The sequence below is a fragment of the Citricoccus sp. NPDC055426 genome, from assembly GCF_040677445.1.
Lineage (GTDB): Bacteria > Actinomycetota > Actinomycetes > Actinomycetales > Micrococcaceae > Citricoccus.
In genome coordinates, this window is record NZ_JBFARZ010000011.1 from 60,184 (window position 1) to 81,695 (window position 21,512).

Annotated in this window: 23 protein-coding genes; 15 read left to right on the forward strand and 8 right to left on the reverse strand. The window is 67.0% G+C overall.

Annotated elements, in window-relative coordinates; genetic code table 11:
* Nucleotides 1–83: 83 nt before the first annotated feature.
* Both mftE and mftR read right to left on the reverse strand, forming a co-directional pair.
* Entirely contained in the window at nt 84–770 is a 687-nt protein-coding gene (mftE, locus tag AB0K08_RS14145) for a mycofactocin biosynthesis peptidyl-dipeptidase MftE (RefSeq protein WP_363355518.1), read from the reverse strand.
* Entirely contained in the window at nt 767–1,648 is an 882-nt protein-coding gene (gene mftR, locus AB0K08_RS14150) for a mycofactocin system transcriptional regulator (protein WP_363355520.1), read from the reverse strand. Before mftR ends, mftE begins: the two co-directional genes overlap by 4 nt.
* Between mftR and mftA the strand changes: the two genes are divergently transcribed.
* The 4 genes from mftA (at nt 1,628) to mftD (ending at nt 4,709) form a co-directional block, all read left to right on the forward strand.
* Complete coding sequence (gene mftA / locus AB0K08_RS14155) at nt 1,628–1,723, forward strand: mycofactocin precursor MftA (protein WP_363355522.1); 96 nt, start codon at nt 1,628–1,630, stop codon at nt 1,721–1,723. The genes mftR and mftA overlap by 21 nt on opposite strands.
* A gap of 2 nt (nt 1,724–1,725) precedes the next feature.
* Nucleotides 1,726–2,046, forward strand: a complete 321-nt coding sequence (gene mftB, locus AB0K08_RS14160) for a mycofactocin biosynthesis chaperone MftB (protein ID WP_363355524.1) — start codon at nt 1,726–1,728, stop codon at nt 2,044–2,046.
* A gap of 38 nt (nt 2,047–2,084) precedes the next feature.
* The gene (gene mftC, locus AB0K08_RS14165; RefSeq protein ID WP_363355526.1) at nt 2,085–3,326 is read left to right on the forward strand and encodes a mycofactocin radical SAM maturase; all 1,242 of its coding nucleotides are present in this window, start codon (nt 2,085–2,087) and stop codon (nt 3,324–3,326) included.
* Nucleotides 3,327–3,428: 102 nt separating this feature from the next.
* Nucleotides 3,429–4,709: a pre-mycofactocin synthase MftD gene (gene mftD / locus AB0K08_RS14170; RefSeq protein ID WP_363355529.1), complete on the forward strand. Its 1,281-nt coding sequence runs from the start codon at nt 3,429–3,431 to the stop codon at nt 4,707–4,709.
* Here the strand turns inward: mftD and AB0K08_RS14175 are convergent, their stop codons facing one another.
* Nucleotides 4,710–5,195 carry a hypothetical protein gene (locus AB0K08_RS14175; protein WP_363355531.1) on the reverse strand — a complete coding sequence of 162 codons (486 nt, stop codon included), beginning with the start codon at nt 5,193–5,195 and terminating at the stop codon, nt 4,710–4,712.
* Nucleotides 5,196–5,438: 243 nt separating this feature from the next.
* On the opposite strand from AB0K08_RS14175, the gene AB0K08_RS14180 reads away from it, so the two are divergent.
* Nucleotides 5,439–6,485, forward strand: a complete 1,047-nt coding sequence (locus AB0K08_RS14180) for an alcohol dehydrogenase catalytic domain-containing protein (protein ID WP_363355533.1) — start codon at nt 5,439–5,441, stop codon at nt 6,483–6,485.
* 17 nt (nt 6,486–6,502) lie between these two features.
* Here the strand turns inward: AB0K08_RS14180 and AB0K08_RS14185 are convergent, their stop codons facing one another.
* Nucleotides 6,503–7,792, reverse strand: a complete 1,290-nt coding sequence (locus AB0K08_RS14185; protein ID WP_363355535.1) for an aromatic acid/H+ symport family MFS transporter — start codon at nt 7,790–7,792, stop codon at nt 6,503–6,505.
* 60 nt (nt 7,793–7,852) lie between these two features.
* Between AB0K08_RS14185 and AB0K08_RS14190 the strand changes: the two genes are divergently transcribed.
* Nucleotides 7,853–8,638, forward strand: a complete 786-nt coding sequence (locus AB0K08_RS14190) for an IclR family transcriptional regulator C-terminal domain-containing protein (protein WP_363355624.1) — start codon at nt 7,853–7,855, stop codon at nt 8,636–8,638.
* 267 nt (nt 8,639–8,905) lie between these two features.
* Nucleotides 8,906–9,469: a DUF4282 domain-containing protein gene (locus tag AB0K08_RS14195; RefSeq protein ID WP_363355537.1), complete on the forward strand. Its 564-nt coding sequence runs from the start codon at nt 8,906–8,908 to the stop codon at nt 9,467–9,469.
* 33 nt (nt 9,470–9,502) lie between these two features.
* Here AB0K08_RS14195 and AB0K08_RS14200 read toward each other — a convergent pair whose 3' ends face one another.
* Both AB0K08_RS14200 and poxB read right to left on the reverse strand, forming a co-directional pair.
* The gene (locus AB0K08_RS14200; protein WP_363355539.1) at nt 9,503–9,754 is read right to left on the reverse strand and encodes an NINE protein; all 252 of its coding nucleotides are present in this window, start codon (nt 9,752–9,754) and stop codon (nt 9,503–9,505) included.
* Nucleotides 9,755–9,785: 31 nt separating this feature from the next.
* Nucleotides 9,786–11,507, reverse strand: coding sequence for a ubiquinone-dependent pyruvate dehydrogenase (poxB, locus tag AB0K08_RS14205; RefSeq protein WP_363355541.1), 1,722 nt, complete (start codon nt 11,505–11,507; stop codon nt 9,786–9,788).
* 72 nt (nt 11,508–11,579) lie between these two features.
* Here poxB and AB0K08_RS14210 point away from each other — a divergent pair, with 72 nt between their 5' ends.
* Nucleotides 11,580–13,118, forward strand: a complete 1,539-nt coding sequence (locus AB0K08_RS14210; protein WP_363355543.1) for an NAD(P)/FAD-dependent oxidoreductase — start codon at nt 11,580–11,582, stop codon at nt 13,116–13,118.
* A 41-nt stretch (nt 13,119–13,159) separates the two neighbouring features.
* Here AB0K08_RS14210 and AB0K08_RS14215 read toward each other — a convergent pair whose 3' ends face one another.
* Nucleotides 13,160–13,579: a cupin gene (locus AB0K08_RS14215; RefSeq protein ID WP_363355545.1), complete on the reverse strand. Its 420-nt coding sequence runs from the start codon at nt 13,577–13,579 to the stop codon at nt 13,160–13,162.
* Nucleotides 13,580–14,107: 528 nt separating this feature from the next.
* On the opposite strand from AB0K08_RS14215, the gene nrdH reads away from it, so the two are divergent.
* From nrdH to AB0K08_RS14245, 6 genes are all read left to right on the forward strand, one after another.
* Nucleotides 14,108–14,350 carry a glutaredoxin-like protein NrdH gene (nrdH, locus tag AB0K08_RS14220; RefSeq protein WP_363355547.1) on the forward strand — a complete coding sequence of 81 codons (243 nt, stop codon included), beginning with the start codon at nt 14,108–14,110 and terminating at the stop codon, nt 14,348–14,350.
* Nucleotides 14,351–14,366: 16 nt separating this feature from the next.
* Entirely contained in the window at nt 14,367–14,837 is a 471-nt protein-coding gene (gene nrdI, locus AB0K08_RS14225) for a class Ib ribonucleoside-diphosphate reductase assembly flavoprotein NrdI (protein WP_363355549.1), read from the forward strand.
* A complete protein-coding gene (gene nrdE, locus AB0K08_RS14230) occupies nt 14,834–17,002 on the forward strand; it encodes a class 1b ribonucleoside-diphosphate reductase subunit alpha (protein WP_363355551.1) in 2,169 nt (722 codons plus the stop codon). Before nrdI ends, nrdE begins: the two co-directional genes overlap by 4 nt.
* A 56-nt stretch (nt 17,003–17,058) precedes the next feature.
* Nucleotides 17,059–18,033 (forward strand): class 1b ribonucleoside-diphosphate reductase subunit beta, encoded by a 975-nt coding sequence (gene nrdF / locus AB0K08_RS14235; RefSeq protein ID WP_363355626.1) that lies wholly within the window; start codon nt 17,059–17,061, stop codon nt 18,031–18,033.
* Nucleotides 18,034–18,397: 364 nt separating this feature from the next.
* Entirely contained in the window at nt 18,398–19,687 is a 1,290-nt protein-coding gene (locus AB0K08_RS14240) for a site-specific integrase (protein ID WP_363355553.1), read from the forward strand.
* Between the two features lie 70 nt (nt 19,688–19,757).
* Entirely contained in the window at nt 19,758–19,964 is a 207-nt protein-coding gene (locus tag AB0K08_RS14245) for a helix-turn-helix domain-containing protein (protein WP_363355555.1), read from the forward strand.
* 3 nt (nt 19,965–19,967) lie between these two features.
* On the opposite strand, the gene dprA is transcribed toward AB0K08_RS14245, so the two are convergent.
* Entirely contained in the window at nt 19,968–20,951 is a 984-nt protein-coding gene (gene dprA / locus AB0K08_RS14250) for a DNA-processing protein DprA (protein WP_363355557.1), read from the reverse strand.
* 248 nt (nt 20,952–21,199) lie between these two features.
* On the opposite strand from dprA, the gene AB0K08_RS14255 reads away from it, so the two are divergent.
* Entirely contained in the window at nt 21,200–21,508 is a 309-nt protein-coding gene (locus tag AB0K08_RS14255; RefSeq protein ID WP_363355559.1) for a hypothetical protein, read from the forward strand.
* Nucleotides 21,509–21,512 lie beyond the last annotated feature (4 nt).

The following is a 21,512-nucleotide window of genomic DNA, read 5'->3' on the forward strand; positions in this document are numbered from 1 at the left end:
TCTCACATCAGTCAACGCCTGATGGACGGTGCCATGGGACAGGGGAGGGTGGGGGAGGGCGGGGGTGGACGTGGGGCCAGGCGTCAGTCCGCGAGCCGGTCAAAGGCCGCCAGCGCCTTCTCGACCAGCGCTGCGAAGAGCGCGGCACCTTCCTCGGCCGTGGCGCCGCTCGGATCACCCAACACGCCGTTCTCGCTCACGCCCCGGACTCCGTGGACGCGCATCTCGGGCAGCAGTTCCCGGAGGGGCGCAGTGTTCCCCGGGGCGGCCAGGTCCTGGTGGACGCGTGCCGGTGCCAGATGCAACATCAGTGAGGTCTCGGTCCGCCCGGCGTGGGCGTCCATGCCGGGCAGGCCGAGTGCGTGGGGGAGCAGCATGCGACCCTCCGCCGCGCACAGTGCCGCCGCGGACTGCAGGGCGTCCAGATTGCCTCCGTGTCCGTTGACCACCATCACCGCCGCGAAGGTCGGGGTGGAGCTGCGGACGAGTTCGACGAGGACGTCATGCAGAGCCTGGACCCCGATGGACAGGGTCCCGGGGAAGCCCGCATGCTCGCCGCTCGCGCCGAGGGGCAGGGACGGGGCGAGGGCCGCGCCGTCCCGGGCCGCGGCCACCTCCGTGGCGACGGCCGTGGCGATGAAGGCATCGGTGTCCAGCGGGAGGTGGGGCCCGTGCTGTTCGAGGGCGCCTACCGGGACCACGAGGATGGGGGCCCGGCCGCCGAAGGTCTCCGGGTTGACCTCGGGCCAGGTGGCGTCGGCGAGTCTCATGCTGGATCTCCGTCCGGCCGCGCGAGCCGCTGCGCGAGCACGGCGGCGGTACCGTGTTCGAGGCCGTCGAGGTCCAGAATCGCCGCGAAGGCCGTGTCGATCAGCGTCGGCAGGTCGGACGTGGGGGCCGGGATCCACTGGCGGTAGGCCGCCACGGCCGCCGAGAGGGCGATCTCACCGACCAGCTCGGGGAGGAACGCCGAGGTCGGCATACCCAGTCGCCGGGCGGCGAACTCGGCGATCACCTCACGCCAGAGCTGGAACTTGAGCAGCGACCGCGCGATGAGTTCCGGCTCCGTCAGAATGAGCCCCAATCGGGCCCGGTGTTGGTCCACTGCCTCCGCGGGGACCCGGTTGAACTCAACCACCGCGCGACGCAAGGCCGCCATCAGGGGGACGTGGTCCGGAACGGCGGAAAGGGTGACACGGAGTCTGTCGACCTCCAGGCCGAAATCACCCCAGGGCAGATCCGACTTGGTGGGGAAGTAGCGGAAGAAGGTTCGGCGGGAGACTCCCGCGGCGTCCGATATCTGCTGTACCGAGACATTCTCGTACCCCATCCGACGGAACAGGTCCATGCCGACGGCCTCCAGCTCGTCATGGGTGGTGGCACGGGGCCGGCCCAACGGTCGGTCCGGAACGGGAGTCGCATCCAACCCTGTCACTGCCCCTCCTGTCGTGTCGTCTTTCGCCCGGTGGAAGCCTTTGTGCCGCTCCGAGGACGCCGGCTGCCGGTCTTCCCAGATTCTCCACCCCGTTGCCCAGAATCCATTGCATTGGCACAGGGTGTCATTTATGGTCCTTGATAGTGAGTGATTCACCTCACAGTCTCCATTGCCAGTTTCCCAGGAGGAACCATGGACCAGTCCACTGCCCATTCCAACTCAGCCGAGGTCACAGCCGACGACCTGGTCGAGGATGTCTCCATCGACGGCATGTGCGGGGTCTACTGACCGTGACGACCACCACGTCCCCAGCCGTTGCCCCGGGGTCGGGGCTCGCCCTTGATCCCGGGGCCGCCTGGCTGTTGAATCCCCGCGTCGCGGTACGGCCCGAGCCCTTCGGGGCGTTGCTGTATCACTTCGGCACCCGGCGGCTGAGCTTCCTCAAGGACACCCGGCTCGTGGAACTGGTCACCGCACTGGCCGACTTCCCGAGTGTGGACGCCACCTTCGAGGCGCTCGGTGTCGAGGAGGGTGCCCGCCCCGGCTATGTGTCCGCACTGCAGCGGCTGGCCGAGACGGACATGCTGCTGCCGGCTGCCGAGAACCGCTGACCTACCGCTGACCCTGACTGAAACCCCTGGAGTACCCTGTGACCCTTGCCCCTGAGCGCCGTCCGAGCCTCATCGACCACTTCGAGCGTGGACTGGATTCCCCGATCTGCCTGACCTGGGAGTTGACGTATGCCTGCAACCTGAGCTGTTCGCACTGCCTCTCGGCCTCCGGCCGACGGGACCCGAACGAGCTGAGCACCGAGCAGTGCAAGGAGATCATCGACGAACTGCAGCGGATGCAGGTCTTCTACGTGAACATCGGCGGCGGTGAACCGACCGTCCGGTCCGACTTCTGGGAGATCGTCGAGTACGCCACCAGTCATGACGTGGGGGTGAAGTTCTCCACCAACGGCGTGCGCATCGATGCTGCGGCGGCCCAGCGGATCGCGGACAACGGGTACATCGACGTGCAGATCTCCCTGGACGGGGCCACTGCGGAGGTCAACGACGCCCTGCGGGGCAAGGGCTCCTTCGATCTGGCCGTGCGGGCCATGGAAAACCTGCGCGATGCCGGGGTGGAGGGCTTCAAGATCTCAGTGGTCATGACCCGTCACAATATCCCCCAGCTGGATGAGTTCAAGGCACTGGCGGACCGGTACGGGGCCACGCTGCGCATCACCCGCCTGCGTCCCTCCGGCCGCGCCGTGGACGTGTGGGATGACATCCACCCGCGTCCGGAGCAGCAGCGGGAGCTCTACGACTGGCTGGTGGCCCACGGTGAGGGCGTGTTGACCGGGGATTCCTTCTTCCATCTCTCCGCCTACGGAGAGTCCCTGCCGGGGCTGAACCTGTGTGGCGCCGGGAGGGTGGTGTGCCTGATCGACCCGGTCGGTGACGTCTACGCCTGCCCCTTTGCCATCCACGACGAGTTCAAGGCCGGCAATACGGTGACCGACGGCGGCTTCGCCAGTGTCTGGCGCGGGGCCGAGCTGTTCACCGAGCTGCGTGAACCCCAGACCGGCGGAGCCTGCTCCGGGTGCCAGTTCCTCGACACCTGCCGTGGCGGGTGCATGGCGGCGAAGTTCTTCACCGGCCTGCCCCTGGACGGGCCCGACCCGGAGTGCGTGCGCGGCCTGGGCGAGGAACTGCTCCAAGAACGCGAGGAGGACCACAACAAGCCCCGGCCCAGTGTCGATCGCTCACACCGGACCTCTCCGCCCCGACCTCGGGCCAAGTCCCGTCCCGTGCCGGTGAGCATCGGCATGGGCGCCCCCGCCAGGCCACCCGTCAGCGCCTGCGAGATCGACCCGCTGGCCGGATTCGTCCCGCCTGCAGCTTAACCGGACCACCCGTCTGCCCTGACGGCACCTGCACCTTCCCCGTACATCCATGTCCCCGCAGCATCCCTGTAGACAGCTCCCTTGATGAAGGACGGCAAGACGATGACTAACCCGTGGTTCGAGTCCGTGGCGGAGGCCCAGCGCCGGGCGAAGAGACGCCTGCCTAAGTCCGTGTACATGGCCCTGGTGGCCGGTTCGGAACGCGGCATGACGGTGCAGAACAACATCGATGCCTTCTCGGAGCTGGGCTTCGCCCCGAAGATCACCGGCAACCCCCTCCACCAGGACACCTCCACCACCATCATGGGCGTGCCGGTGGAGTTGCCCGTGATGATCTCCCCGACGGGCGTCCAGGCGGTGCACCCGGACGGGGAGGTCGCCGTGGCCCGGGCCGCCAACAACCGAGGCGCCGCCATGGGCCTGGGGGCCTACTCCTCCAAGGCCATGGAGGACGTGATGCCCGAGAACCCGGGACGCACGTTCTTCCAGCTGTACTGGTCCGGCGGTCGCGACCAGATGCTGGCCCTGGCCCAGCGCGCCAAGGAAGCCGGCACGGCGGGACTGATCATCTCCCTGGACTGGACCAACGGCTACGGCCGGGACTGGGGCAGCCCCGAGATCCCGCAGGAGATGAACCTCAAGACCATCCTGAAGTACGTCCCGGAGATCGTGCTGGGCCGGAAGTTCGACTACGCCATGGACTGGGCGAAGACCCTGTCTCCGCCAGAGCTGTCCGTGCCCAACGCCGTGCCGAGGGGCGAGCCTGCACCGGGCTTCTTCGAGGCCATGGGCTGGTGGCGCCAGACCGAGATCCCCACCTGGGAGGACATCGCCTGGCTGCGGCGACAGTGGGACGGGCCCTTCATGGTCAAGGGCATCACCCGCGTGGATGATGCCAAGGCCGCCCGGGACGCCGGGGTCACCGCGATCTCGGTCTCTAACCACGGCGGCAACAACCTGGACACGACGCCGGCCACCATCCGGTTGCTGCCGGCCGTCGCCGAGGCGGTGGGAGACGACATCGAGGTGTACCTCGACGGCGGCATCCGCCGCGGTTCCCACGTCTACAAGGCCCTGGCCCTGGGGGCCCGCGGCGTGCTGATCGGCCGCGCCTACCTGTGGGGCATGAGCGCCAACGGCCAGGCCGGCGTGGAGAACGTCCTGGACATCATGAAGGACGGCCTCAAGGCCGCCATGATGGGCAACGGCCATTCCACCCTGGACCAGATCCGTCTGGACGACCTGCTGATCCCACCGGGATTCGCCATCACCGCCGGCGGCGAGAACGGCCACGTCTGGGGTGCCCCATCCCTGGGGTCGGCAGTGGCCGAGGGAGTCGGCAGCGGGCTGGGCCCGGCGAGCAGTCCGCAGCTGAGCGAATAGTCAGCCGATCGTCACCGGCGCCAGCGCATGCCAGAGGACCACGGCGATGGCGAGAACCAGGACCGTCACCTGCACCACCGGGGAGCCGTGGCTCCACGGCTGGTGCAGGTGGGGGACCTTCCGCCACCAGAAGGTGGCCATGGGGGCGAAGACGAGCGCCGTCGTCGCGCCGATGACGGTCGGCACGAGGTACTCGGCGTGATAGCCGACGATCAGTGCCGCACTCACGTAGACGACCGCCAGGACGCCCGTGGCCACCAACCAGGTCAGCACGGAGGCGGCCACGACGTCGCCGAGGTCCGAGACCGTGCGCAGGATCTCCCGAGACAGCAGGTAGGAGAGGAAGAGCATGCCGGCGAGGCCGACGAGCCCGGCGGCGATGTAGCCGAGCGAGGAGAACCCCCAGGCCTCGAAGAGGACGGCGGTGTCTCCGACCGGCATGAACATCCCGACGATGAGGTAGCCGAAGGTCCCCTGGGCCGACATTCAGCCATTAGCGGGCCGACGGTGGCCGGCGCGCCCTGGACGGCCGCCGTGAACCCGTGCGCGTACTCGTGCACCTGGATCTGCAGTATGGAAGCCGAGGCAGCGATGGAGGATGAGCTGAGGATGATGGTCCGTCGGGATGGTCCACGGGCTACGGTGGCTTCGGTACTCATGGTTGGAGCGTAGGGGTGAGTCACTGCCCCTGTCAGCGGCTGGTCCCCACACCCCGATAGCCTTGGGACCATGAAAGCCACCTTCATGTACGGCGCCGGTGATGTCCGGGTCGAGACCATCCCGGATCCCTCCATCCTCGAGCCCACGGACGCGATCATCCGGACCGTGCGGTCCTGCGTGTGCGGCTCGGACCTGCACCCGTACCACTCGATGAAGCCCTCGGACCACGGCAGCCCCATGGGACACGAGGTGATCGGGGTGGTGGAGGAGACCGGTGCCGCGGTCAACTCGCTCCAGAGGGGTGACCTGGTGGTCTCCTCCTTCACCTTCCAGGACAACACCTGTGCCCACTGCCGTGAGGGCTTCCACGTGTCCTGCCGGCACGGCGGCTTCTTCGGCGGCCACGGCATCGGCCTGCAGGCGGAGTACGTCCGGGTTCCGCAGGCGGACGGCACCCTGGTGACCGTCCCGGACACCGACGGCACCGGCAACGGCTCGGAGGAGCTGCTGGCCGGGCTACTCTCCCTCTCCGACGTGTACCTGACGGGACTCCATGCGGCCACCATGGGCCAGGTCGCGCCCGGGAAGACCGTGACCGTCATCGGCGACGGCGCCGTCGGCCTCTCCGCGGTCCTGGCCTCCCGCCAACTCGGTGCCGAGCGGATCGTCCTGATGGGCCGCCATGCCTCCCGCACGGACCTGGGCCGGGAGTTCGGTGCCGACGACGTGGTGGCCGAGCGTGGCGAGGAGGGCATCAACGCCGTGCGCGAGCTGACCGGCGGGGAGGGGACCCACGTGGTCCTGGAGGCTGTCGGACACCGCCCTGCCTTCGAACAGGCCGTCGGCGTGATCCGTCCCGGTGGCACCATCTCCCGCGTGGGCGTTCCGCAGTTCAAGGAGGCGCCCCTGGGCGGCCCGCTGTTCCTGCACAACATCACCCTGACCGGTGGCACGGCACCGGTACGCCGCTACCTGGATGCGGCGATCCCCCAGGTGCTCTCCGGGGAGATCTCCCCGGGCCGGGTATTCGACGTCTCGATGCCCCTGACCGAGGCGCCGGCCGCGTATGCCGCCATGGACGCCCGCGAGGCACTCAAGGTGGTGCTGGTCCCGTAGGGAACCGGTGCCCGCTGTCAGCCCCGCATCTTCGCAGCCACGCCGCCGTTGCCCTGGGCGACGATGGCGATCTGCAGCACCGCGGCCACCAGGGCCGCCACGCCGAAGGCCACGAAGATCGAGCTGGCGCCATAGCCGCCGTCGAGCAGGAAGCCGGCCGTCAGCGGTGCGGTGACGGCGCCGAGGCGTCCGACACCGAGGGCCCAGCCGAGCGCGGTGCCACGCAGATGCGCCGGGTAGTGGTTCGCCACGGCCGCGATGATCAGGCACTGCGTGCCATGGGTGCCCACACCGGCCACCATCAGGATGACGTACACGAGCCAGACCGGCGGCGAGAGCAGCAGGCACAGCAGGGCCACGCCGGCCAGGCCGGCGGCCACCACGCCGGAACGGACGGCGCCGAACCGGTCGCCGGCCCACGCGGTGGCGATCGAGCCGAGGACGGCTCCGATGTTCAGGGACAGGGCGAAGGTCAGGGCAGAGCCGAGGTTGTATCCTTGGGCCTCCATGGCCCGAGGCAGCCAGGTGCCCAGTCCGTACCAGGCGAACAGCGTGGCCAGCGTGGCCAGGGCGAACATGGCCGAGGCCAGCAGGTAGGGGGTGCGCAGCAGCTGGGAGAAGCCGCCGGCCCTCACCGGTGCGGCGTCCGTGGATGCCGAGGCATCGGCCGTCTCGGAGGGCAGGGTCTCCGGCAGGTAGCGGAAGCCGAGCGGCACCACGATCACCAGGGCCACGGCGGCCACCAGGAACATGGACGGCCAGCCGAAGGCCGGGATCATGGGGATGCCGAGCAGGGCCGCGAGGGAGCCGCCGATCGGGACGCCGGACATCATGAGGGTGGCGATGGAGGACCGCCAGCGCAACGGCACCAGTTCCGCCACCATGGCGTTCGCGGACGGCACCAGACCGCCCAGCCCGATGCCCGCGACCAGGCGGAATGCCCCGAAGATCCAGGCCTGCGGGGCAACCGCACAGAGCAGGGTGAAGACCGAGAAGGTGATGGCGCAGGCGAGGATGGTGCGCCGCCGTCCCAGGGCGTCGGCGATGCGTCCGGCCATCAGGGCACCGATCATCATGCCGACGAAGGCCAGCGAGCCCAGTACGCCGAGGGAGGCATCGTCCAGACCCCAGCCGGTGTCCTCCTTCAGCGAAGTCTGCACGGTGCCGAAGACGATCAGGTCGTAGCCGTCGAAGACCACCAGGAGCCAGCACACCACCACGGCCACGATGGCCTGCCGTCGGGTGATCGAGCTGGGAGCGCTGCTGTTCGGACCGAGGTCCTGCGCTGGGAGGGTGCTCTGCGTCATACCACCACTGTGAACTGCGGCACGGCCCGAGTGTGAAATCATTCTGGTGTGCAGAAGAATGTGCCCTTGAGGCAACCACCGAAGTATCCGGTCGAGTCCGTGGACCACGCGCTGATGCTGATGGAGATGGTCCGGGACTACGGGCGGGTGCGCCTGAGCGTGGCCGCCCGGCTGCTCGGGGTCTCCGTGTCCACCGCCCACCGGCTCATGGGCATGCTGGTCTACCGCGGGTACGCGGTCCAGGATGGATCCCGGCGGTACATCCCCGGGCCGGCACTGGGGGTGGCCCCGGCCGGAGTCCCTTGGACGGCCGAGCTCCGGCACCGGGCGGCCCCACATCTGGAGATACTGGCCGGCCGCGTGCGGGAGACGGCCAACCTCATGGTCCGGGCCGGCACAGAGGTGCGTTTCCTGGTCTCGGTGGAGGGCGGCCACGCCCTCCACGTGGGCAGCCGACAGGGCGTGACCCTGCCCGCCGCGAGGGCCTCGGGCGGCAAGGCACTGCTGGCCGCCCTGGCGCCCGCAGACGTGGAACGCCTGTACCGTCAGCACGCTGAACTCGTGGGCAGCCCCTTCGACGCGCGCGAGCAGGCCCGGCTGGCGATCGAGCTGGAGGTGGTGCGCGCCCGCGGCGTGGCACTCAATGACGAGACCACCGAGGAAGGCGTCGGTGCCGTGGGCACCGTGGTCCGGGACGGTTCCGGGGCTGCAGTCGCCGGTCTCACGCTGGCCGTGCCCCGGGACCGGTTCAGGGCGGCGCTCAACGACGGAATGGTCGCCGAGCTGCTCCGGTCCCGGGCCGAACTGGAGGCCGACCTGCGCGGGTTCGTCGCCGCAACCTGGTGAGCCGGCCCCTGCCGGTGAGCCGGCCCCTGCCGGTGAGCCGGCCCCTGCCGGTGAGCCGGCCCCTGCCGGTGAGCCGGCCCCTGCCGGTGAGCCGGACAGGGCCTTTATGACCTGGGCCAGCTGTGTGGACGTGGCCGCAGTAGCGCGGCGGGCTCTGGTGGCGGGAAGGGAATATGGTGTGATGAGAACCACACCGCCCGCTGATGCCGTGTCCTCGCCATCATCAACGCCATCGCGATCCTCACCCGCAGCCGGAAGGACCATCCCATGTCACAGAACCCGAACGACCCGAACGACCCGAACGGCCCGAACGACCCGAACGGCCCGCAGCATCCGCGGGACCCCGCGTCCCAGGACCCGGGCCGACCGGCCTACCCCGGGCGGCCGACCCCGCCTGAACAACCGCCGTCGAACCCCTATGGTTCCGGTGACCAGGCCGGTCCGGTGTCCGGCGGAGCACACCCAGGCGGCCATCAGCCGCCGCGGGGATACCGCCCGACCGTGAACACCGTCGAGGCGAAGGGGTTCTTCGGGGCGCTCTTCGACTTCAGCTTCACCAGCTTCGTCACCATCAAATTCGCCAAGATCATCTACATCATCCTGATCGCACTGGTGGTGCTCGGCTGGTTGTCGTATGTCGTCACCGGGTTCGCCTTCGATCCGGGCCTGGGTCTGGCCGCGCTGCTGCTGGGCTGGATCCCCGGCTTCATCGCCCTGGTCTTGGTACGGGTGATGATCGAGTTCTACATCGCCATGGTCCGGACCTCGCAGAACACCGCCGCCACGGTGGCCGAGATCCAGGCCCTTCGGCAGGACAACGCCCGCCGCTGAGGAACCCGCTGACTGGGCCCGTGCGTGCCCTCGTCAGTTCAGGTCTCCGTTGGCCACCCGGACGTGACCGGGGATGAGCAGCAGGTCGATCAGGCACAGCAGGATCACAAGTCCCCCGAAGACGAACCCGATGCCCCATGAGGCGCTGGCCACCCCAGCGACCGTCAGGAGGAGGTAGACGGCACCGGCGGGGTGGTGTCCCAGGTACCACTTGTGGGCGCCGAGGAGCCCGAGCAGCAGGCACAGCAGGTAGGTCAGGAACAGGTTCTTCGGTGCGCGGGCCACTGGCCCACCCTAATCGGCCCTGTCCCGGGGCCTAGAACAGCTGCCGCAGATTGGTCTTGGCGAGGTCGAACAGCTCGTCCCCGCGTCCCGAGAGCACGGTGCGCAGGGAGTACAGGGCGAACCCCTTGGCCTGTTCCAGCTGGATGGCCGGCGGGATGGTCAGTTCCTGCGGGTCGGTGACCACGTCCACGAGGGCCGGGCCGTCGTGGGCGAAGGCCTCGGTCAGGGCAGCGTCCACGTCCCGTGAGTCCTCCACCCGGATCCCCTTGATGCCCATCGCCCGGGCCACCGCGGCGAAGTCCGGGTTCTCGAGGCCGGTGGCGAAGGGCAGCTGCCCGGCCGCCTTCATCTCCAGCTCCACGAAGTTCAGCGAGGAGTTGTTGAACACCACCACCTTCGCGGGCAGGTCCATCTGCACGAGGGTGATGAGGTCACCCAACAGCATGGTCAGCCCGCCGTCGCCGGACAGCGTGACCGTCTGCCGCGCGCGGTCCTGGGCCAACACCCCGATCGCCTGGGGGACCGCGTTCGCCATCGAGCCGTGGGAGAAGGAGCCGATCAGCCGGCGCTGCCGGCTCATCTCGAGGTAGCGGGCGGCATAGACCACGGGGGAGCCCACGTCCGGGATGAACACCGCGTCCTGCGCGGCGAGCTCGCTGATCCGCCGGGCCAGGTACTGCGGGTGCACGGGGGCACCCTTGCGAGAGGGGGTGGCGAGGTCGTCCAGCTTCTCGCGCGTCTTGACGTAGTGCTTCCGCGCGTCCTTGAGGTGCTTGTCCTTCTTCGTCCCCAGCATCGGCACGAGGGCCGCCGCCGTCTCGCGCACCCCGCCCACCAGGGCCAGGTCCACCGGGTGCCGGCGGCCGATGTGCTCACCGCGCAGGTCCACCTGGATCACCGTGGCATCGTCCGGGTAGAACTGCGGGTACGGGAAGTCGGTGCCCAGCATCAGGATGGCGTCGGCCTCGCACATGGCCTTGTAGCCGCTGGCGAAGCCGAGCAGCCCGGTCATGCCGACGTCGTAGGGGTTCTCGTACTCCAGGTGTTCCTTGCCGCGCATGGCGTGCACCACCGGGGCACTCAGCCTCTCGGCCAGCTGCATCACCTCGGCATGGGCGCCGGCGGTGCCGGCACCGCCCAGGATGGTCACGCTCTTGGCGGCGTTGAGCGCCTCGGCCGCCTGCTGGAGCTGGTCCGGCAGGGGCACGACGGCGGAGCGCGTCCTGCGCACGGGCGTGCGCCGTTCGCTCTGGGCATCGGCCGATGCCACATCCCCGGGGATGACGAGGACCGCCACGCCGCGCTGCTCGATCGCGGCGCGCATGGCGACCTCCAGCAGTCGCGGCATCTGTTTCGGGTCTGCCACGTACTCCACGTAGACGGAGCACTCGCGGAACAACTCCTGCGGGTGGGTCTCCTGGAAGTAGGTGGTGCCGATCTCCTCCGTGGGGATGTGCGCGGCGATCGCCAACACCGGGACCCTGTTGCGGTTCGCGTCGTAGAGCCCGTTGATCAGGTGCAGGTTGCCGGGCCCGCAGCTGCCCGCGCACACGGCGAGCTCCCCGGTCATCTCCGCCTCCGCCCCGGCCGCGAACGCCGCGGTCTCCTCGTGGCGCACGTGCACCCACTCGATCTCGGGATGGTTGCGCAGGGATTCGGTGACGGCGTTGAGCGAATCCCCGGGGATTCCGTAGACGCGCTGCACGCCATTGAGGGACAGCGTCTGGACGAGGTTCTCGGCGACTGTGACCATGGACCCACCGTACGCACCGGCCGGGTCCGGAGCCATAGCCGGAGGGTACTCCGGGGTGGGACGGTAAGGGGTATGCACCCCGAGAAGCAGACCGAAGCAGCCCAGCACTCCTCAGACCAGCCTGCCGACCGCAGCGTCGACGCGATCGTGATCGGGCTCGGCCCCGGCGGGGACGACCTGGCCGCGCGGCTGGCCCGCGGCGGCTGGCGGGTCCTGGCGGTGGAGTCGCATCTGGTGGGGGGCGAGTGCCCCTACTACGGCTGCATCCCGAGCAAGATGATGCTGCACGAGTCCCGCCGCGAGGAGCCGGACTGGGAGCGGGTGGCCACCCGTATCCGGCAGGAGGCCACGGACCACTGGGACGACCGGGTGGCGGTGGAGCGGCTCACGGGCGCGGGCGTCACCTTCGTGCGCGGCCATGCCACGGTCGACGGCGGCCCGTCGGGTCCGGGGGTGCCGTCCGGTCCCGGGGACCGGGGCGGTGAGGGGCCCAGCTCGGTCACCGTCACCCCGGACGACGGCGGCGCTCCCCAACGGTGGACCGCGCGCCGGGCGGTGGTGCTGAACACGGGCTCCGTCCCCTCGCGGGCGCCGATCCCCGGACTGCCGGAGCGGGAGGCCTGGACGCACCGGGACGTGATCACCGCGCAGACGCTGCCGGCGTCCCTGGCGATCGTGGGCGGAGGGCCCGTCGCGTGTGAACTGGCCCAGGCGTTGAACGGCTTCGGGGTCCGTATCACCCTGGTGGTCCGGGGCGAGCGGCTGCTCTCGGGCGAGGTGCCCCAGGCCGGTGACCTGCTGGCGGAGCGCTTCCGGGCGGAGGGGATCGACGTGCGGACCGGGACGGAGATCACAGAGGTCTCCACGAGCGATGTCACCCGCTACGAGTCCTCCCACGGACTGCCGACGCCGTCCGGCCCCGTGAACGTGGCCCTGTCCTCGGGGGAGGAGCTCAGCGTGGACCATGTGCTGCTGGCCACCGGTCGAGTCCCCCGCGACGAGGTCCGGGTGGACGGGTGGTGCCGGATCCTGGACGACGGGGGAGAGCCGGTGCCGGGCCGTTACGCCCTCGGGGACATGACCGGCGCCGGGCCCTTCACCCATACCTCGGTGGCCCAGTCGGCCGTGGTGGCCGGGCAGCTGCTCGGCGATCCGGCCACCGGACCGTACCCCCGGGACGCCGTGCCCCGGGTGACGTACACGGATCCGGAAGTGGCCGCCGTCGGGCTCTCCGAGCGCGCGGCGCGGGACGGCGCCGAGCAGGGGACCTCCGATCGACGTGAGGTGAGGGTTGCACGGGTGGACCTCGCATCCTCCACCCGCGGCTGGATCGATGAGGTGGCCGGGCACCTCACGCTCGTGGCGCGCGGGGAAGCCGGAGACGTCGGAGAAGCCGGCGATGCCGGAGATTCCGGCGAGGGGCCGGGCAGCGGGCCGGTGCTGGTCGGTGCCACCGTGGTGGGCCCCGGGGCCGGGGAGATCCTGGGGGCCCTGACCGTGGCGGTGCACGCGCGGGTCCCGGTGGCGGAGCTGATGAGGATCCCGTGGGCCTACCCCACCCTGCACCGGGCCATCGGGGACGCCCTGGGACAGCTGGGACAGGAATCCTGAGTCCTCGGGCTGGTGTGGGGCGACTGCTGCGTCGTGTCCGCTCAGCGTCCTGCGTCGGGCCGTTGCGCCTGGAGCTGGAGTCCCGGCTTCCTCTGGTGGACCGTGTGGTAGATGAGGCCGTCCGCGCCGGCGGTGAAGGACCGCAGGGCGTGGCGGGGCATCCAGACCAGGTCGCCGGCCCGTAGTGGCAGGTCCCCGTCCTCGGTGCCCAGGGTGCCGGAACCGTCGAGGACGTGGATGAGCACGTCGAGGGTGGGCCCCTGGTGTGCCTGGATGCCGTCCCCGGCCGGCAGGGAGACGACGTTCGAATCGAGGTCCCGGACCGGTTCCTCCAGTTTCCAGACGGCGCCCGGCGCGGTCGTCTTGGCGCCGCTGATCAGCTCGCGGGTGTTGACCAGCCGGCGGGGTGCGTCCGGGCCGGTGGGATGGCTCGGACCGGTGGGACGGCTCGGAGTGGGCATGCGGCTCTCCTGGTGGGTGCTGGTGTGGGGTTCTGGTGTGGGGTGCTGGTGGTGCCCCCGACGGTAGCCCCTCGGTCGACACGCCGCCCGTCGGGGGGACACGCCGGAGGTCTGCCTCCGGGAAATCTATGTGCACAACCTCCGGTCTGGACATCCACACCCTGTGGAAGTTTCCCGACTCGCCACCGACGATCGGCGTGATGACGCCGTTCCAGGCGGACTGTTCACCTCGCGGTCATCCACACGCCCTGTGGATGACCTGGGGGAAACTAATGACAAACATGTAAGACAGGATCTTGTGGTTGTTCCCTACCGCCACCACTAGATGTAGTATTGATGTCAGTAGTTCGGACCGCAGCGCTGAGGCGCGCCGTGGGAGTCGGACCGGCTCGGATCCACCGTTCTGAGGCCTGTTCAGCAGGCCAGCGGTGCCCTTCAGGGCCATGACGTACGAACGCAGACCACAGACCAGAAATGCCCGCCGGTCCGGCCTCCCCGGACGCGGTAACCGAGGACAGGGGAATGACCATGACCGTCACCGTTTACTCCAAGCCGGCTTGCGTCCAGTGCAACGCCACCTACCGCGCGCTGGACAAGAAGGGCATCGCCTACGAGACCGTGGACATGTCCCAGGATGTCGACGCCCTCGAACGCGTCCGCGCCCTCGGGTACATGCAGGCCCCGGTCGTGATGGCCGGTGCCGAGCACTGGTCCGGCTTCCGCCCGGACAAGATCGACGAGCTGGCCACCGCCGCGGCCTCGGTGGCCTGAGGTACCCGAGGCCAACATGACAAGCGTGGTCAGCGAGAGCAGGCCGGTGGACGCTACGGGGCCCGGTGCCCCGCAGCACACCGCAGCCCGGCTGATCTACTTCTCCTCGGCATCGGGCTACACAGACCGCTTCATCTCCAAGCTGGGCTATCCGGAGGGTGAGACGGCGCGGCTGCCGCTCATCACCAAGGAGCCGACCCTCCTGGCCACGGAACCCTTCGTCCTCGCCCTGCCCACCTATGGCGGGGGAGACGGCAAGGGGGCCGTGCCGAAGCAGGTCATCAAATTCCTCAACGTCAAGACGAACCGGGATCTGGTCCAAGGCGTCATCGCCGCGGGGAACACGAACTTCCACGAGGCGTACTGCCTCGGCGGGGAGATCGTGGCACGCAAGTGCCAGGTCCCCCTGATGTACAGATTTGAACTCATGGGCACGCCGGAGGACGTCACGGCCGTGCGCGAAGGATTGGAAAGGTTTTGGGGATGACAGTCACCGAACAGGACATGAACCGCTCTACCAAGGAGCTGCCGGCAGCATGGCAGAACCTCGGCTACCACGAGCTGAACGCCATGCTGAACCTCTACGGAGCGGACGGCAAGATCCAGTTCGAGGCCGACCGCGCCGCCGCGCGCCAATACTTCCTGGAGCACGTCAACAACAACACGGTCTTCTTCCATGACCTGGACGAGAAGCTGACCTACCTCGTGGAGCACGACTACTACGAGGCGGAGACGCTGGACCAGTACTCCGCCGAGTTCAGGACGTCCCTGTGGGACCGCGCCTACCAGCTCAAGTTCCGCTTCCCGACCTTCCTCGGCGCGTTCAAGTTCTACACCTCCTACGCGCTGAAGACCTTCGACGGCAACCGCTACCTCGAGCGCTACGAGGACCGCGTCTGCATGGTGGCCCTCCACCTGGCCCAGGGCAACGAGCAGTTGGCCCTGGAGCTCGTGGAGGAGATGGTCGGCGGCCGCTTCCAGCCCGCCACCCCCACCTTCCTCAACGCCGGCAAGGCCCAGCGCGGCGAGCTCGTCTCCTGCTTCCTGCTGCGCATCGAGGACAACATGGAGTCGATCGCGCGCAGCATCAACTCCTCCCTGCAGCTGTCCAAGCGCGGCGGCGGCGTGGCCCTGTCCCTGACCAACATCCGTGAGCACGGTGCGCCGATCAAGCAGATCGAGAACCAGTCATCCGGCGTCATCCCCGTGATGAAGCTGCTGGAAGACTCCTTCTCCTACGCCAACCAGCTGGGTGCCCGTCAGGGTGCCGGCGCCGTCTACCTGCACGCCCACCACCCGGACATCTACCGGTTCCTGGACACCAAGCGGGAGAACGCGGACGAGAAGGTCCGGATCAAGACCCTGTCCCTGGGCGTGGTCATCCCGGACATCACCTTCGAGCTGGCCAAGACGAACGAGGACATGTACCTCTTCAGCCCCTATGACGTGCAGCGCGTCTACGGCAAGCCGTTCACCGAGATCTCCGTGACGGAGAAGTACTACGAGATGGTCGACGACGCGCGGATCAAGAAGACCAAGATCAACGCCCGTGAGTTCTTCCAGACCCTCGCCGAGATCCAGTTCGAGTCCGGTTACCCGTACATCGTGTTCGAGGACACCGTGAACCAGGCCAACCCGATCAAGGGCCGGATCACCATGTCCAACCTGTGCTCGGAGATCCTCCAGGTCTCGGAGGCCTCCGAGTTCAACGAGGACCTGACGTACTCCAGCGTCGGCAAGGACATCTCCTGCAACCTCGGTTCCATGAACATCGCCAAGACCATGGACTCGCCGGACTTCGGCAAGTCCATCGAGACCGCCATCCGGGCGCTCACCGCGGTGTCCACCATGTCCGAGATCAACTCGGTGCCCTCGATCGTCAACGGCAACAACTCCTCCCACGCCATCGGCCTGGGCCAGATGAACCTGCACGGCTACCTGGCCCGTGAGCGGGTCCACTACGGCTCGGAGGAGGGCATCGACTTCACGAACATCTACTTCTACACCGTGCTGTTCCACGCGCTGCGTTCCTCCAACCGCATCTCGATCGAGACCGGTGAGCGCTTCGGCGGCTTCGAGGACTCGAAGTACGCCTCCGGCGAGTTCTTCGACAAGTACACCGAGCAGGTCTGGGAGCCGGCCACGCCGAAGGTGGCCGAGCTGTTCGCCGGCTCCGACGTGGCCATCCCCACCCAGGCCGATTGGCGCGAGCTGAAGGCCTCCGTGATGGAACACGGGATCTTCAACCAGAACCTGCAGGCCGTGCCGCCGACCGGCTCGATCTCCTACATCAACAACTCGACCTCCTCGATCCACCCGGTCGCCTCGAAGATCGAGATCCGCAAGGAGGGCAAGCTGGGCCGCGTGTACTACCCGGCTCCGTACCTGACGAACGAGAACCTCGAGTACTACGACGATGCATATGAGATCGGCTACGAGAAGGTCATCGACACCTATGCCGCAGCCACCCAGCACGTGGACCAGGGCCTGTCCCTGACCCTGTTCTTCAAGGACACGGCCACCACCCGTGACCTGAACCGGGCCCAGATCTACGCCTGGCGCAAGGGCATCAAGACCATCTACTACATCCGCCTGCGCCAGCTCGCCCTGGAAGGCACCGAGGTGGAAGGCTGCGTCAGCTGCATGCTCTGAGGACGCCCGCCACACCGCACGACCACCTGTACTGAAATGAGGACAACACCACGATGATGGCCGACGCTGTCAAGACCCTCGAGACTGTCGAGGCAATCAACTGGAACCGCATCCAGGACGACAAGGACGTTGAGGTGTGGAACCGCCTGACCTCCAACTTCTGGCTCCCGGAGAAGGTGCCGCTGTCCAACGACATCCAGTCCTGGGCCACGCTGACCGAGGATGAGAAGACGCTGACCATGCGGGTCTTCACCGGCCTGACCCTGCTGGACACCATCCAGGGCACCGTCGGCGCCGTCTCGCTGATCCCGGACTCGCTGACCACCCACGAGGAGGCGGTGTACACCAACATCGCCTTCATGGAGTCGGTGCACGCCAAGAGCTACTCCTCGATCTTCTCCACGTTGTCCAACACCAAGCAGATCGACGACGCCTTCCGCTGGTCCCGTGAGAACACGAACCTGCAGAAGAAGGCCCAGATCATCCTGGACTACTACCACGGGGATGATCCGCTGAAGAAGAAGGTGGCCTCCACCATCCTGGAGTCCTTCCTCTTCTACTCGGGGTTCTACCTGCCGATGTACTGGTCCTCACGGGCCAAGCTCACGAACACCGCGGACCTGATCCGGCTGATCATCCGGGACGAGGCGGTGCACGGCTACTACATCGGGTACAAGTACCAGCGCGGCGTGGAGACGGAGTCCGCACAGCGTCAGCAGGAACTCAAGGACTACACCTTCGAGCTGCTCTTCGAGCTGTATGAGAACGAGGTCCAGTACACGCATGACCTCTACGACTCCGTCGGCCTGGCCGAGGACGTCAAGAAGTTCCTCCACTACAACGCCAACAAGGCCCTGATGAACCTCGGGTACGAGGGGATGTTCCCCTCCACCGTGACCGACGTGAACCCGGCCATCCTCTCGGCGCTGTCCCCGAACGCGGACGAGAACCACGACTTCTTCTCCGGGTCGGGCTCGTCCTACGTGATCGGCAAGGCCGAGAACACCGAGGACGAGGACTGGGACTTCTAGAAGTTCAGTTCTGAAGGGTCTTACAAAAGGCCTGGTCGCGCCCCGGATCTGCGAGTTTTCGCAGATCCGGGGCGTTTTTCGTGCCTCCAGTCAAAAGACAAAGGAGGACAGAAATGAACAGCAATATCCATTCAGAGGGGCACGTAGGGGGCACGCGCCTACCTTCCAAGTGGGAGAGGAGGTGCTCGCGGACCTGGTTTTCGGGTTCACGTGCCCTCCAGGTCGTGCCCCAACGTGCCCCACATTGCGACTGCGTACCCGTGGGAGCCGCGGAACTACGCGGAACTTGTGTCTCGGGTGTGAAGAGGGGCACGAAGGGGCATGACCGCCCGCAGGAGTCCAATTCAGTCCACGGGAGGCCATAATGAGCACCACCGCACAAGCGAATGCAACGCTCAAACGGGAAGCATGGGGAAGGTTGAGGAAACTCCCTTCCGGCCGGTGGCAGGTCCGTTATCCAGGACCGGACGGAAAGACCTACACCGCCAGAACTGACGACGACAAGCCGCTCACATTCGTGACCAAGACTGACGCCCGGACGTGGCTCGCGAGCCTCCAGACGCGGATGGCGCGGGGTCTTTGGGAGCCGCCAGAAGTCACCGCAGCGAGACTTCGCGCGGAGGTCGCCGCAGAGACCGCGAGGTCGATGGGTTTCGAAGAGTATTCGCAGCGTTGGCTGAAGATGATCAGAGACGAGCCGAACCGCCAGGGTAAACAGCGAGCAGTTGGCACGATCCGGTCCTACAAGGGCAAGGTCATCGGATACCTCATCCCTGAGTTTGGCGACACGCCACTCCGCGAGATCAACGTTGAGCGAATCAAGAAAATGACCGATCGGCTCGATCGGATTCCTGCACCGTTGAACCCCAAGTCGAAGTTCAACGGCATCACTCGGCCCGTACTCGTGGTCCTCATGATGATCCTGAGGCAGGCTGCGCGCGAAGGCCTCATTTCTTCGGTGCCGGACATCTCGGTTCCTAAGCAAAAGTCCGTGCGCCACGATGCTGATCATGATTCTGGAGACGATGTCGCAACACCGGTGCAGGTAGAGGCGCTGTACGCAGCAGTGCCCGACAAGTGGGCGATTGCCATCTTGCTGGCTGCGTGGTGTCAGTTGCGACGGGGCGAGTGTCTTGGCCTTCAACGCCGCGACATCGAGTGGCGCGATGACGGTGGAGCGACGCTGCATGTACGGCGGCAGCTCAATGCGAACACCGGTGGGTACACAACGCTCAAGACCGAGGCGGGGCAGAGATCCCTTAGCATCCCAAGATTGATGCTCGTGCGGCTGCGGCAGCACTTGGACACATATGTAGCGTCGGAACCTAACGCTCCAGTGCTGCCGACAGATGCGAAAGGCTCGGTCCCCCTGTCCAATACCAGGTGGGGATACCTGTGGATGGACGCGCGAGACGATGTTCAGGGATTGCCGCACCGCTTTAGGTTTCATGATCTGCGACACACGGGGCTCACGATCTTCGCGCAGGAGGGAGCGACGCTCGCCGAGCTGATGAGGCGAGGTGGCCACGCGGATATTCACATCGTGTTGCGGTATCAGCACGCGACGATGAGTCGCGATCGAGAGCTTGCCGATCGAATGAGTGATCGTGTGGCGGCGAGCATTGCGCAAGCTGAGGGCGATCCGGCGGATTGAGATGCGTCGGGTATGGACACCGAGGGACACCTGTGAAGTGAAACCAACTAGCCGACCGGGAGGTATCACCATGACTGTCCGAACTCGACCCGAGAGTCCTGAGCAAGGACTCATCTCGCTGACGAAAGCCGCCGAGATGTTTGGAGTCTCGACAAAGACGATTCGACGTCGCATCGCAGATGGAACCGTGCGTGGATATCGAATCGGCAGACTCATTCGCGTCGACGTTGAGGAGATACGTGACGCTCTTGTCGTCGAGATGCCCAACATGAAATGAACGTCACAGCACTCGGCTGTGCTGCGACGCAACACGGGGCGCCCCCTGACGGATCGACATCCGTTCGGGGGCGCTTTGGTTTTGGTCTTCTAGATCTATTACGTCGTGGCCGTTGGTGACGACACGAGCCATTCCCTGCTGCAGTAACAAGTTCGCACCCGCGCTCGCCGCGCTGGTTACCGGGCCGGGTACAGCGCCTACCCGGCGACCCAGCTCCGCGGCCTCTTGCGCGATTCGCAGCGTGCCTGAACGAGCGCCAGCTTCAACCACTACGGTCGTGCCCGATAGCGCCCCGAGAATCCGAGCCCTGTCGAGGAAACGTTGGCGAGTGGGCGCGGTGCCAGGCGGTACCTCGGAAATTGTGAGACCTCGATTGCCGACGCGTTCAAGCAAATCGGCGTGCCCCATTGGGTAGGGGCGATCAATACCGGATGCCAGCACAGCAATGGTGTCACCTCCGCGTCGAAGTGCCGCCTGGTGAACCGAGCCGTCGATTCCGTAGGCGGCTCCGGCGACGAGCGTCTTGCCGCTCGTCGTTAAGTCGTCACAGAGTTCCTCCGTGACGTGAGCGCCGTAAGAAGTTGCAGCTCGCGATCCCGTGATCGTGACCCGCTGCGAAATTGGGGTCGAGAGCAGTTCGGTGCGGCCCTTTGCCCACAGTGCGTATGGTGTGCGATCGCCGAGATCGTTCAGGGCAGCGGGCCAATCTGGATCGCTCGGAATAACTACCCGAAAGGATCGGGCATCGCTGATCCTTGTTGCAAGATTCTCCGGCGTCGTTGCAGAGCGCATGCGGTCGCGCCACACGGCTGTCGCAACGTCATCCATTCCCGGAGCCGCGCCGTCCATGCCGACCAACTTGATTAGCTCGACCGCTCCGACCTGCTCAAGCAGGCGTCCGGTCGTGGGGTCGTTGGGGGTTCCCACGAGCGAAAGCGCCACACGAGCGGCGCGATCATTCGTGGCGAATTCTGAGAGCGTGGGCATGGCATCCTCCTTGAACGTGGGTCTTTGGTCAAGAGGTGCTCCGCACGGGCACCCCTTTCGGATCCTCTGCGGCAGGCGTACATTGGTAGTGGAGGCACGTCACCAACTAGTAGGCCCCTCGGGGCGGCCCTCACGGGAAATCGATACATGTTGTCTCTTCGACTCAGAAGCACGTGTATCGGAGGCCCAAAATGTTTCGCTCAATCTGGATTCTGAGCATCTACGTTCGCGCATTCATGCGGCGATGTATGCCGACCAATGTGATTCTCAACCTCATTCGCAGGCGGCAGGGACTCAAGTGGGGCGTTCCAGCAATGGCGCTTGCGGTTCCCTATCTACTTATCGCGTTCTGGTGCGTGAACTTCACCGCGGCAGGCGGGCCAGGCTGGGTGAATCTCATCACGCTGGTCGCGCTGTGGAACATGATGAAGTTCATTGCCATCGGCCCGGCCAGCCTCGTTCTGCTCTTTCGCTGCCGTCGCTATGAGGCGAGGGAGCGAAAGCTCAGCGAAGCGCAGTTGCACTCCGACGATCGAGTTGTGGCGCTCAGCCACTGAGCGC